The organism is Psychrobacter sp. M9-54-1 (assembly GCF_016613355.1).
In the GTDB taxonomy this organism is placed as follows: Bacteria; Pseudomonadota; Gammaproteobacteria; order Pseudomonadales; family Moraxellaceae; genus Psychrobacter; species Psychrobacter faecalis.
The window spans coordinates 34,195-46,766 of the sequence record NZ_JADGFW010000024.1 but is presented as its reverse complement, the minus strand read 5'-3'; the positions used below and the strand labels follow the sequence as shown (position 1 = coordinate 46,766).

The following is a 12,572-nucleotide window of genomic DNA, read 5'->3' as shown; positions in this document are numbered from 1 at the left end:
TAACGTCTGGTCGTTATCATTGTTATTACCATCTACGTATCATCATAACAATAATAAACGGCTAACAATACCAACCCAAACTGTTAGACAAATAAATAGTTACCTTAAGTATAAAGGCTATATTTATAAGTAATAATGGAGATATTGTTAACAAAATTAAAGAGTGATGAAGAGGATTGAGCAATGGTGAATCATAGATTTGCAGGCATAACAGCGCCCTTTTGACCTTAGTAGTTCTTTTACATACCTGTAAGGGTATAACAAGCTCTTTCTTGTAAAATGTCTTTATTATTTGTACTCGCAGGGAGTATGGATAACATAGGCAAGAGTATCTGTCTATCTCATCAACAAGAAATAGGTATTAAATGTCTTATTTAATCAAGTCTTTAGTCATCACTTTATCGCTGCTGTTAAGTACGACCGTTTTTGCCGGCAACACCAGTTATTATGGCAGTAAGTTCCACGGTAAACGTACCGCAAGTGGCAGTATCTTCAACATGAACTCCCTCACCGCCGCGCATAAGACGCTGCCGTTTGGTACGAAGGTACAAGTGACTAACAAAAAGACAAAGCAGAGCGTGATCGTAAAAATTACCGATAGAGGACCTTATATTAAAGGTCGTATTTTGGATTTATCGAAAGCCGCTGCTGGTCAAATAAACTGTGAACTTTGCACAACTACTATGAAAATACTGTCTTATGGAGATGGTAAATACCGGATGGAATAATGGCATAAAAAAGGGAGAGCTTAGGCTCTCCCTTTTTTTATATCGACGAGTTTTTATAGTCCCTATATTTATAGTCACTATATATAGCCACTATATTAGGCGCTTAAATAATCACGCTGTCACCTTGCCTTTACAACTTTTTATTGAAAACGCGCTTCCATCTCTTCTAAATTTGTCATCGCCAGCAACAACTTTTCTTCATTATCGCTATGCTGCTGCTGGAGCGCGGTTTGCTCATCTAACAATAGCAATAAATCAGCCTTGCGGCTTTCTTCGTACAGCTCAGTATCGGCAAGCTTGGTTTCTAAACTGGCCAATTTTTCATCAATTTTAGCCAAAGCTTTTTCTGTGTTTTCAATCTCACGGCGCATCGGTGCGGTGAGCTTACGCTGCTCAGCAGCCAATTTGCGCTGCTCTTCTTTGCTAATTAAAGGCTGAGCGGCTTTATTATTTACAGGTGCAGTTGACGCTTTACTGTTTATTTGATCTGATTGGCTGACTGATGGTTTGGTTATTTGACTGTTTGCCGAACCTGCATCTGTTTCACGTGAAACGGATTTCTTATTGTCTTTTTTGTTCTTTTTCTTACCGGTATTTTTGTCTGAGGCATTTTCTTGTTTGCGTTTTTCTGCTAGCCATTTACCGTAGTCGCTGATATCGCCATCGAACTCATCGATTTGACCGTCATGCACTAAAAACAGCTCGTCGCAGACGTTGGCAATCAACTCGCGATCATGCGATACCAGCACCACTGCCCCTTTAAACCCTTGCAGGGCGATGGTCAAAGCCTGACGCATTTGTAAGTCTAAATGGTTGGTTGGCTCATCGAGGACAAGGACGTTTGGACGCTGCCAAACGATTAATGCCAAAGTCAAACGCGCGCGCTCGCCACCAGAAAACAGCTCACTTGCGGTATCGATACGGTCGCCGCGAAAGTCAAAACTACCAAGGAACGAGCGCAACTCGGCATCAGAGGTTTTACCTGCTAGGCGGCGCAGCATTTGCATCGGTGTCGCTGCGGCGTCTAAAGTATCCATTTGGTGCTGATTAAAATAGCCAAGCTTTAAGGTGTCAGAGACGCGATAGCTGCCTGATAAAATACCAATTTCGCCAACCAAAGCTTTAATCAAGGTCGATTTACCCGCGCCATTCATCCCCAATAAACCAAGGCGAGTGTCGGGCGTCACTTGGACGTTGGCATTATGCAAAAGCGGCGTCTCACTATAGCCGATATCAGCATTGCTCATTTCTATCAGCGGCGAGCTCATATTGGCCGGCTCATAAAAGCGGAACGAGAACGGATTGTCCGCCATCATCGGCGACAGCTCCGCCATGCGCTCAAGCTGCTTAATACGGCTTTGCGCCTGTTTGGCTTTACTGGCTTTGGCACGGAAACGACGAATAAAATCATCCAAATGGGCTTTGGTCGCTTGTTGCTTCTCAAACGCTTGCTGCTGCTGCGCCATACGCTCGTGACGGGTACGGATAAACTGCTGATAATTACCTGTATAAAGGGTGATTTTTTGTTGTTCGACGTGCAAAATATGCCCGACGGTGGCGTCCAAAAACGCTTGGTCGTGCGAGATAACAATCACCAAACCGGTATAAGCATTAATCCAGGTCTCAAGCCAAAGAATGGCGTCCAAATCCAAATGGTTGGTTGGCTCATCAAGGAGCATTAAATCGGCGCGGCTCATCAAGGTCTTAGCAAGGTTTAAACGCATACGCCAACCACCCGAGAACCCTTCAACGGGCAATTCATGCTGACTGGTCTTAAAACCAAGACCTGCCATGATTTGCGCCGCTTTGGTCGGCGTACGATAGCCGTCAATTTCATCAAACTGCTGATGCAATACGCCAATCTGATCGTCACTGACACTGCTTAAATCATTTAACGCCGCATTAATCTCATACCACTGCTCATCACCACTTAGCACATAATCTATCGCCGTCTGCGTGCTCGCCCCGACTTCCTGCGCCATGTGCGCCACCTGCCAGCTATCTGGAATGCTGACTTCGCCTCTATCAAGCGTCACTTCGGTATCGCCGGTGCCCATTTGCGTCAATAATAAGGCAAACAAGGTGGATTTACCGGTGCCGTTATTGCCCGTCAAGCCAACTTTGTGGCCCGGATGGAGCTGAAAGCTTGCCCCTGCAAACAACTCACGACCATCACGGCGAACGCCAACGTCTTTAAATTCGATCATATAATTTCTTCATCTCAACAATAATATAAAACTTAAGGCAATAAAAACACACGTCTGGCATGTTTACAGGCGGCTATTATTTCAAACGCTTGACGCATAGGCAAACGATTAAATAACTATTTTAAATTCAAACCTTTATACGGCTAAAAACCACTTGCGATCATAATGATGCACCAAAAATTTAAAATTTAGGTACTTAAAACCGATATATAGTTGCAAACGCTACTGTCACCCTTGACAAATCAATCAGCACCCCAATTATGTTATACTAGTAAAATACTATTGACATCATGCAGTTAGGTGTTCGAAATTGAGCCTTTAAAGTTAAGTAGCGTCCGTATTGCTATTCACCAAATTGCCATGCCACAATAATGTTTCAATACTAAGTTACATTGCTAAAATGTTACATTGCTAAATGCCTTAACAAATATAAAAAATTTTACCGTAGCCTAGGCGTTATCAGCCGCTACTTATCAGTCGCCCTATCCAGTATAAATAGACGACCTCGCAGAAATAAAAAACAAATCATTTGATTTTAGCAACTGAGGTAGATATGAACGAATCAGCCAATCAATTTAATCCAAGCACAAGTCAACCAGTCGACCCAACCGCCTTAAACTTAACTGACAGCGCGGCAAAAAAAGTACGTCGCCTACGTGAAGAAGAAGGTGATAGCAATCTGATGCTGCGTGTCTATGTGACGGGCGGCGGCTGTTCAGGTTTCTCTTATGGCTTTAACTTTGCCAATGAGCTCAATGAAGATGATGCCAATTTTGATAATGACGATGTAACCTTAGTCGTCGATTCGCTAAGCTATCAGTATCTGCAAGGCTCGACCGTAGACTATACCGAAGGCTTAGAGGGCGCACGCTTTATTGTCACCAATCCAAACGCCACCACGACCTGTGGCTGTGGTTCATCGTTCTCACTTTAAGCAAGTCGAGTTAAACAAGTCGAAATAATGGCTTTATTTTAAAAGCAATACAGTCCTTTTAGATCAAATTGAGTATACATTCGTAAACTGAAAAAGATGTTTTTGACCGATAATCCGGTAAAAAGCGGCTTTAGTCGGTTTGCGATTGTTTTTTTTATGGGAATGTGCTTAAATACCACCTTCCTTTGAGTAGCTAGACTAATTAATCCTGTATTTTAGTGAGTACTTAAGATGTTTTGCAACGCTGCTATTTGCAAGCCTTTTATTAAAAGATTTTTGTGAGAAGGTTTTTTATTAAAGGATTTTGCTCCTAAAGAATAATGACTAAAAAATAATCCTATCCCTATCCCAAGTTATTAAGGCACACCCTCATGGCTAAGTTATCACTTGACGCATTAAACGACATCGACGGCTTTATCGCCGCCGCCCTAGTAGACAGCGAATCTGGTCTTGCAATGGCTACTCTTGGCTCTGGTATCGACCTTGAGCTAGCAGCGGCTGGCAACACCGAAGTGCTACGCTCTAAGCGCAAAGTAGCAGCAGCGCTAAATTTAAATGAAAACATCGAAGACATTCTTATCACTTTGAGCAAGCAGTATCATTTGCTACGTCCACTAGTACGTAACGACAACTTGTTCTTATACCTTGTACTTGACCGTCAAAAATCAAACCTTGCAATGGCGCGTCATATTTTAAAAGGTTTCGAGACGGAATTAGAATTCTCGTAAGCCTGTTGGTACAAAACAATGAGTTATCTAAAGCATCTACTTGATAAGTAGATGCTTTTTTGTTTTCTAGGTATTTACTTTAAGCCAATAGATTTGGTTAATAACTGCACGGAGCCGCCACCTTTACAAGTCAAATAACCGCTGTCTGAGCGCTAATGAAGCTTACTGTATTTGTAATTGTACGTGGTTTTTGGGGCGGCTTTGGGCTAAACTGACGTGATTCTATAACCCGTTTTTGCGGTTGCACAGCGATTGTGTGGCGACCGACCATAACTAATAACAACAGATGACTATTATGAGTAATTTTGCGAGCAGCTTTGTCGATTTTAAAATTCCAAACTGGTTTGATAGCAAGCATTTAAGCGGCATGCTGCGCGGTATCGAAAAAGAAGGGCTGCGGGTTAAACCTGACGGCTACTTGGCGCAAACTCCGCATCCAGCCAAGCTTGGCTCCAAGCTCACCCATCCATTTATCACCACCGATTACTCTGAAAGTCTGCTCGAACTTATCACTGACCCAAAAACCTCTCCAAAAGAAACGCTAACCATGTTGCGCCAATTGCATTTATTGGTTTATCAAGGTATGCCTGAAGGCGAGCTGATGTGGCCATTGTCAATGCCGTGTATGCTGTCATCAAAAGATGAAGATATTCCGCTAGCAGACTATGGCAGCTCTAATACGGGTAAGCTAAAAACCCTCTATCGTAGTGGACTTGGTATCCGTTATGGTCGCCGTATGCAGACGATTGCCGGCTTGCACTATAACCTATCGTTTGGCGATGATTTATTTGCCGCGTGGCAAGCGCAAACGCCAAGCGCGCAAGATTTGACCCTAACCGAATTTAAAAATGACAAGTATCTGGGATTGATTCGTAACTTTAAACGTCTGACCAGTTTGGTACTGTATTTATTAGGGGCCAGCCCTAGCGTTTGTCCGTGCTTTGTGTCAGGTATCGAACATGACCTTGAGCTGCTCAATGACTCAACCTACTATAGACCGACGGCGACCAGCCTACGTATGGGCAAGCTTGGCTATACCAACAGCGTGCAAGAACATCTCGATATTCGTTATAATAATTTGCCCGAGTATATTAAAGGGCTGCGCCGTGCGATTCAGACCCCGCATGCAAGCTTTGAGAAACTTGGCTTAGATGATGCCGACGGTAATCCGATACAAATCAATGACCATATTCTACAAATAGAAAATGAATACTATAGTCCGATTCGCCCCAAACAAATCGCGATGAGTGGCGAGAGCCCAACCGAAGCGCTTGAGCGTCGCGGTATCGCTTACGTTGAGTTTCGTGCTATCGACCTCGACCCTTATAGCGATATTGGCATTCGTTTATCTAGCGCCTGCTTTTTAGAAGTGATGGCATTGTACTGCCTGCTCAGTGATTCGCCAGAGCTGCTGCCAGCAGAAGAAGAAGCGTTGGCGGTTAATTTAGAACGCGTGGTCAACGAAGGTCGCCGCGAAAACTTGCAAATCATTAATAATGGTGATGAGCAAACCCTTGAAAGCTGGATGCTCATGCACTTAAGCCGTATGCAGCCATTGGCAGAGCTGCTTGACGCGCATTATGGGGGTAATGAATATCGGACAGCAGTTGCTTTAATGCAAGGTAAAGCAGGGCATCCTGAGTCAACCATCTCGGCACAAGTGAACTCGGATAGTAAACGTTTGGGTAGCTTATGGCAGCTTGGCTTTACTTTGGCGCAGCAGCATCGTGAGTCGATATTACAGCAGACGTTGAGCCCAAACACTCAAGCCAAATATGAAGTACTTGCCGAAAAATCTATCTTGCAGCAGGCAGAGCTTGAAGCTGCCGAAACCGAAGATTTTATGGAATTTTTACAACAGTACCGTTAATGGTTGATTAATTTGACCTTTTAACAGTCTGCTTTTTATTAGTTTTATCCTATATCAATGAGCACTTTATAAGAGTATTCGCCCCATGCGACAGCTGACCACTTACCGTAATCTACAAGTGTTTTTAGTAATCATGGCCGTGATCGGCATGAGCTTTGCGCTATTTTTCTTACAGCGTTATATGGGGTTTTCGCCTTGTCCGCTATGTATCTTTCAGCGCATCGGTCTGATGATTATGGGCGGCTTTGCTTTGATTGCCGCTATATTTGACCCAAAATCAAAAATTGTCCGCTTACTATTATGGCTTGGCAGTTTGGCAGGTATTGGCTGGGCAGCAGTAGTTGCCGGTCGGCACGTATGGCTACAGCATTTGCCCGCCGACCAAGTGCCCTCATGTGGACCCGGCTTAGACTATTGGCTTGACACCCTACCGATGCAGCAAGTATTAAAAGAAGTATTTGCCGGCTCTGGTGAATGCGCGTCTATTGAGTGGACGTTTATGGGTTTGAGTATCCCTGAGCAATCTTTGATTTTATTTAGCATTTTGATATTGGTACATTTGCTGATTTTGTGGCGTATCGTACGCCCTGCCCGCTAACCTGCTTCTACTACCCTTATGAGTAGCCAATAACCGTCCTGCACAACGCATGGACGGTTATTTTTTTGGCTCATATTTCAGGCGTTTTTAGCACGTTTAAAGCCATAGGGTTTAATTAACGACACGCTCTAGTCACTTTTACACTTTGATATATCCAAGGTGTTTATTTACCCTATTGGAATAACGGTAGTCTTAATTGCACTTTAAACGTATATAGCTGGTGTTTCCAAAGCCAAATGGCGAAGTGTGTTATCAAAACCATGAGGTCTATCACATAATTTAACGAAGTGAGGGTCGCAAGCGCTGCCTGTTGGCGCTAAGATTGTCCCTTACAATTTCTTTAACTTTTACCAAGACTTTAATTAGTTATCCTACTGACAAGGCTGAAACCCACTATTAAAAAATGTTTTTTGGTAACACTATGATTACTATCTTACCCTATTCCTCCGCTGCAATTACCGCTATGAGACGCTGTACGCGCCCCTTGCTAGCACTGCCGCTCTGTTTGCTACTCATGAGCTGTGATAGCGCCTCATCTTCTACGACTGCCAATAACACAACAACGCAAGGTGCTCAGACTACCAATACGGTGGCACTTGCTGACTTGCAGGATATTGATGTTCAAAACAATCTGACCGACGATGCAGTGAATGAGACAAATAATGCAGAAGGCCAATCACTGATAGCAGCAGCAAATTCAAATGACAACAGTCGCCGCGCGCCGATGATTTCGGCCGCCAGTAGCGACAGCAGCTTACAAGCCACCTTGATGGGCGATTATGGCGGTGTGGTACCGTGTGCTTCTTGCGATAATATCGAGATTACCTTAAATTTGTTCGCTGATGGCTCTGTGCTAAAAACCAGTGTTTTTAATGATGCGGCGCCGACCGTTCCGCCTTTGTTAGAATCAGGGGTTTATCGCCAAGATGACGATAAAATCACCATCGTTTATGAGAGAAAAAACATCGAAACCTATAAAATCAGTGACAACCATTTGATTATGATGGACACTGATGCCAATCTTAACGATGACTACACCCTTTCTCGTAAATAAATAACTGCCTACCTCAGCCAAATTGAGAGTCCACACAACGCCTACCGACTAGGCGTTTTTTATTGGTCATCTTATGGTGTTTACTTTACAATGAGGCTTTGATTATTGAGCTACCTACCGAACTGCTGGCTGTAGTAATCACTGTTGGCTGACATTCAAGCTCAATCCCCTCCTTTTTAAGCGTGTACGGAACGTCTATGCATATTCATATTCTTGGTATTTGCGGTACTTTTATGGGCTCGCTGGCGTTACTGGCGCGCAGCCTTGGGCATACAGTCACAGGCTCAGACGCCAATGTCTATCCGCCAATGTCCACCCAACTTGAAAATGCGGGCGTGACCATTGCCGAAGGTTATTTAGTCGAGCATTTGCAGCCAGCGCCTGATTTGGTGGTGGTTGGTAATACCATGAAGCGTGGCATGGATGTTATCGAATATATGCTCGATAGCGGTCTGCGCTACACCTCAGGGCCGCAGTTCTTATCTGAGCAAGTGCTACAATCGCGCCATGTCATCGCTGTGGCAGGTACGCACGGTAAGACCACCACGACAACCATGCTGGCATGGATATTACATTATGCCGGTATTGATACAGGATTTTTGATTGGCGGCGTGCCCTTGGTTAATACTAGTGATGAACACCTGCAACAAGTCTTTGCCCATAGCAGCTATTTGGGTGCTAAAAAAGTCGCTGATGGCAGTGGAGGAAAAACCGGCTACTTCGTTATTGAGGCCGATGAATACGATTCAGCGTTTTTTGATAAACGCTCAAAGTTCGTCCATTATCGCCCGCGTACCGCTATTTTAAACAATCTTGAATTTGACCATGCCGATATCTTCGCTGACCTAAACGCCATCCAAACCCAGTTTCACCATATGGTGCGCATGATTCCAAGTAGCGGCAAAATCATCATGCCAGCGGCGACCATTAGCTTAGAGGAGACTTTAGCAAAAGGTGTTTGGACGCCAGTTTGGCGGACGGCGGTTATTGATAAACAGTCAGTTGATCATAAAAAAGACGAGCAGAATTTACAGCACACTAACGACTGGCAAGCCGAACTTATCAGCGCTGATGGCGGTCAATTTAGCGTCAGCTTTGCAGGGAACGATGAGCATACAGCGATCGTCGATTGGTCGATGAGCGGTATTCATAACGTCAATAATGCGCTAGTTGCGGTTGCCGCCGCTTATAATGTTGGTGTCGATATTAAAACCGCCTGCGCAGCATTATCCGCTTTCGCTGGTATCAAACGTCGTATGGAGCTGATTGGCGATGTCAACGACATCTTGGTATTTGATGATTTCGCCCATCATCCGACCGCTATTACGACTACCTTAGATGGCGCTAAAAAGAAACTGGCAGACAGACGGATTTGGGCGATTATCGAGCCGCGCAGCAACACCATGAAAATGGGCATTCACCAAGACAGCTTGGCTGAATCCGCCGCCCTCGCCGACCATACTTTATGGTATGAACCAACCGGACTTGAATGGGGCCTAAAAGACGTCGTTGATAATGCCAAAGCTAACAAACCCAATATCGCAAGCCAGCAAGTATTGTCTAGTACCGAGGCGATTATTAGGTATATTATTAATAACGCTCAAGCGGGCGATGCGATTGTCATTATGTCGAATGGCGGCTTTGAAGGGATTCACCAGCGTCTATTGACCGCGCTGCGCAATAAATAAATCTTTGCTTAAATATTAAGCATATTAAGACCTTGTTATTTCTAAGAGCATAGTTCGTTAAACGAGCTATGCTTTTTTTATAGCTAGTTTCCTTCCTATAGATAGCTCCTTCAACGTTTATAAGTCCATATAATTATTTGAATAATTTACACATGATAGTAATCAACACTTTGTTACGTTAGCGACTTTACTACCTTTTTAACCTGCCGTTTACCTATTTCATCTGCTTGATAGCAAATATGGCTTTTTTCTCACATAGCCCGTACACAGATAACATTTCGTCGTTACTTTTTATAGTGGCTAATGATTACAATGAGTTCATCAAATAAGTAACAGATTATAAATAACCATATAAATTAAAAACATTAGGAGAATAACAATGAGCTTTATTTGGATGATTATCGTAGGTTTGGTCGCAGGTTTATTGGCACGCGCTATTAAACCGGGCAACGACCCGATGGGTTGGATTATGACCATCGTATTGGGTATCGTTGGTGCGATGCTTGGTGGTTTTGTCGCCGGCTTAATCGGTATCAATGCTGATGGCGGCTTTACCGGACTTATCTTCTCAGTAATCGGTGCGATTATCTTACTGTTTATCTATGAGATGATTATGAACAAACGCCGCGTATAACAAGCGCAAGCCGTTACTCGTAATAAATTAGAGCATATAAAAAAGGTCTTACCTAGCGTAAGACCTTTTTTAATGACTGCATTTTCTATCTGAATTATTAATAGTCAGTTTTTCTTATGTTATTCCCTAAGCATAAAACACCTTATGTATTGATATGCATTACTTTTGCCCCCATTTATCTTATAATATCAGACCTATTTTATCTTTATCATTGAGGTGAGCCTTATGGCGTTACTCCCTATTTTAAGCTATCCCGACCCGCGCTTACGCACGATTGCTAAGCCTGTCAAGGAAGTTACTGCTGAAATCAAAACCTTAATCGCCGATATGATTGAGACGATGTATGATGCCCAAGGTATTGGTTTGGCGGCAAGCCAAGTCGACCGTCATATTCAGCTTATCGTCATGGATTTATCGGAAGACAAAGACAACCCAAGGGTATTTATTAACCCGAAAGTTACGCCATTGGTAGAAGAAAAGCAGCCGTACGAAGAGGGCTGTTTGTCGGTGCCTGAAGTCTATGATAAGGTTGAACGTCCAACCAAAGTACGTATCGAGGCCTTGGATGAAAATGGCAATAAAATTGATGAAGAAGTCGAAGGCTTACTTGCCGTCTGTATCCAACATGAAATGGATCATTTAAATGGCGTCATCTTTGTCGATTATTTATCGCGTCTTAAACAAACGCGGGCGCGTGATAAAGTGCGTAAAGTGCTTAAAATACGCGAAAAACAGGGCGAGCAAATCGCGGATAAACAGCCACAAACCACCAACTCTTAATACATTTATATTTTAAGCCACGTTTGTTGTCCTATCATTATCGTTAAAAATAATGGCTTTATGATGATAAGATTGGCTTTTATATTCTAACGTTTTAATTCTCTGCTATTTTTATTCTCCGACATTCACTGTCTTCATTAAAGGTTTCCCCACCATGACCATGATCAAAATTGACCAATATTTTGACCCTGCCGGCTGGCAGAAATTTACCAAAGCTGCCGAAGGTCGCGAAACCCCGTTTTTGGTGGTCGACTTAAGCCGCATTAAAACAAAATATGCGGAAATGGTTGGTTTTTTTCCAAAGGCAAAAATTCATTATGCTATGAAGGCAAGTCCTGCGGTTGAAGTCATTAACTTATTGGCTGAGCTTGGGTCAAACTTTGACTGTGCGTCAATCTATGAGCTGGATCGGGTGCTTGATTGCGGCGTTGAGCCATCGCGTATCTCTTATGGCAACACCATTAAAAAAGCGCAGCATGTCAAATATGCCTTTGAAAAAGGGATTGATTTGTACGCAACCGATTCTGAAGCGGATTTAAAAAATATCGCTAAGCACGCGCCTGGTTCAAAAGTATTTGTGCGTATCTTAGTACAAGGCTCTGAAACCGCTGAATGGCCGCTATCACGTAAATTTGGTTGCCATCCAAATATGGCGATTGACTTGTTGATTCAAGCGCGCGAATTGGGCTTGGTGCCTTATGGTATCTCGTTTCACGTCGGTAGCCAGCAAAAAGACGTCGCCGCTTGGGATGATGCGCTCGCCAAGGTCAAATATATGTTCGACTGGATGAAAAATGAGGAAGGCATTAAGTTACAAATGATTAATTTGGGCGGCGGCTTTCCGGCAAACTATATCAGCGAAGTCAATCCGGTCAAAGTCTATGCAGAAGAGATTACCAGTTATTTGACTGATGACTACAATGAAGATGAGATGCCAGAGATTATCCTTGAGCCTGGTCGTTCATTGGTTGGCGGCTCGGGTGTCTTGGTCAGCGATGTGGTGCTGATTTCGCGTAAATCAGATACGGATTTGACGCGCTGGGTATATACCGATGTGGGCTTATTCCAAGGCTTAATCGAGACTCTAGGCGAAGCAATCAAGTATCCTGTCTACACGCCTAAAATGGAAACCTCAACCAGCGAAGGCACGGTCGTATTGGCAGGGCCAACGTGTGACTCAACCGACATCATGTATGAAGAAGCGGGTTACCAGTTGCCAGAAGAGCTAGAGATTGGCGATAAAATCTTTTGGTTAACCACGGGTGCTTATACCAACTCGTATTCGTCGGTCGAGTTTAATGGTTTTCCGCCATTAGAGGTGGTTTATATTGATTAATTTTTAACCAATTAA

General features: G+C 43.5%; 11 protein-coding genes. 10 read left to right on the top strand and 1 reads right to left on the bottom strand.

Annotated elements, in window-relative coordinates; all coding sequences use genetic code 11:
* Window positions 1-365 precede the first annotated feature (365 nt).
* Window positions 366-728, top strand: coding sequence for a septal ring lytic transglycosylase RlpA family protein (locus tag IQ457_RS09800; RefSeq protein ID WP_102076714.1), 363 nt, complete (start codon window positions 366-368; stop codon window positions 726-728).
* Window positions 729-868: 140 nt separating this feature from the next.
* Here IQ457_RS09800 and IQ457_RS09795 read toward each other — a convergent pair whose 3' ends face one another.
* On the bottom strand, window positions 869-2,935 hold the full coding sequence (locus IQ457_RS09795; RefSeq protein ID WP_200663017.1) for an ABC-F family ATP-binding cassette domain-containing protein: 2,067 nt from the start codon (window positions 2,933-2,935) through the stop codon (window positions 869-871).
* A gap of 553 nt (window positions 2,936-3,488) precedes the next feature.
* Here IQ457_RS09795 and erpA point away from each other — a divergent pair.
* The 9 genes from erpA to IQ457_RS09750 all read left to right on the top strand — a co-directional run bounded on the left by erpA (window position 3,489) and on the right by IQ457_RS09750 (window position 12,557).
* Entirely contained in the window at window positions 3,489-3,869 is a 381-nt protein-coding gene (erpA, locus tag IQ457_RS09790) for an iron-sulfur cluster insertion protein ErpA (protein ID WP_068407319.1), read from the top strand.
* Between the two features lie 371 nt (window positions 3,870-4,240).
* Complete coding sequence (locus IQ457_RS09785) at window positions 4,241-4,597, top strand: roadblock/LC7 domain-containing protein (RefSeq protein WP_200663016.1); 357 nt, start codon at window positions 4,241-4,243, stop codon at window positions 4,595-4,597.
* A 295-nt stretch (window positions 4,598-4,892) separates the two neighbouring features.
* Complete coding sequence (gshA, locus tag IQ457_RS09780) at window positions 4,893-6,467, top strand: glutamate--cysteine ligase (protein ID WP_200663015.1); 1,575 nt, start codon at window positions 4,893-4,895, stop codon at window positions 6,465-6,467.
* An 85-nt stretch (window positions 6,468-6,552) separates the two neighbouring features.
* Window positions 6,553-7,065, top strand: a complete 513-nt coding sequence (locus tag IQ457_RS09775; RefSeq protein ID WP_200663014.1) for a disulfide bond formation protein B — start codon at window positions 6,553-6,555, stop codon at window positions 7,063-7,065.
* 421 nt (window positions 7,066-7,486) lie between these two features.
* A complete protein-coding gene (locus IQ457_RS09770; protein WP_200663013.1) occupies window positions 7,487-8,119 on the top strand; it encodes a copper resistance protein NlpE N-terminal domain-containing protein in 633 nt (210 codons plus the stop codon).
* A gap of 197 nt (window positions 8,120-8,316) precedes the next feature.
* The gene (gene mpl / locus IQ457_RS09765) at window positions 8,317-9,807 is read left to right on the top strand and encodes a UDP-N-acetylmuramate:L-alanyl-gamma-D-glutamyl-meso-diaminopimelate ligase (protein ID WP_200663012.1); all 1,491 of its coding nucleotides are present in this window, start codon (window positions 8,317-8,319) and stop codon (window positions 9,805-9,807) included.
* A gap of 379 nt (window positions 9,808-10,186) precedes the next feature.
* Complete coding sequence (locus IQ457_RS09760; RefSeq protein ID WP_068408390.1) at window positions 10,187-10,441, top strand: GlsB/YeaQ/YmgE family stress response membrane protein; 255 nt, start codon at window positions 10,187-10,189, stop codon at window positions 10,439-10,441.
* A gap of 225 nt (window positions 10,442-10,666) precedes the next feature.
* A complete protein-coding gene (gene def / locus IQ457_RS09755) occupies window positions 10,667-11,221 on the top strand; it encodes a peptide deformylase (RefSeq protein WP_200663011.1) in 555 nt (184 codons plus the stop codon).
* Window positions 11,222-11,381: 160 nt separating this feature from the next.
* Complete coding sequence (locus tag IQ457_RS09750) at window positions 11,382-12,557, top strand: type III PLP-dependent enzyme (RefSeq protein WP_191691813.1); 1,176 nt, start codon at window positions 11,382-11,384, stop codon at window positions 12,555-12,557.
* Window positions 12,558-12,572: the final 15 nt, after the last annotated feature.

Excerpts from the sequence above, each read along its gene's own strand:
- IQ457_RS09800 (WP_102076714.1), top strand. The coding sequence starts at position 366 with ATGTCTTATTTAATCAAGTCTTTAGTCATCACTTTATCGCTGCTGTTA.
- IQ457_RS09795 (WP_200663017.1), bottom strand. The coding sequence starts at position 2,935 with ATGATCGAATTTAAAGACGTTGGCGTTCGCCGTGATGGTCGTGAGTTG.
- erpA (WP_068407319.1), top strand. The coding sequence starts at position 3,489 with ATGAACGAATCAGCCAATCAATTTAATCCAAGCACAAGTCAACCAGTC.
- IQ457_RS09785 (WP_200663016.1), top strand. The coding sequence starts at position 4,241 with ATGGCTAAGTTATCACTTGACGCATTAAACGACATCGACGGCTTTATC.
- gshA (WP_200663015.1), top strand. The coding sequence starts at position 4,893 with ATGAGTAATTTTGCGAGCAGCTTTGTCGATTTTAAAATTCCAAACTGG.
- IQ457_RS09775 (WP_200663014.1), top strand. The coding sequence starts at position 6,553 with ATGCGACAGCTGACCACTTACCGTAATCTACAAGTGTTTTTAGTAATC.
- IQ457_RS09770 (WP_200663013.1), top strand. The coding sequence starts at position 7,487 with ATGATTACTATCTTACCCTATTCCTCCGCTGCAATTACCGCTATGAGA.
- mpl (WP_200663012.1), top strand. The coding sequence starts at position 8,317 with ATGCATATTCATATTCTTGGTATTTGCGGTACTTTTATGGGCTCGCTG.
- IQ457_RS09760 (WP_068408390.1), top strand. The coding sequence starts at position 10,187 with ATGAGCTTTATTTGGATGATTATCGTAGGTTTGGTCGCAGGTTTATTG.
- def (WP_200663011.1), top strand. The coding sequence starts at position 10,667 with ATGGCGTTACTCCCTATTTTAAGCTATCCCGACCCGCGCTTACGCACG.
- IQ457_RS09750 (WP_191691813.1), top strand. The coding sequence starts at position 11,382 with ATGATCAAAATTGACCAATATTTTGACCCTGCCGGCTGGCAGAAATTT.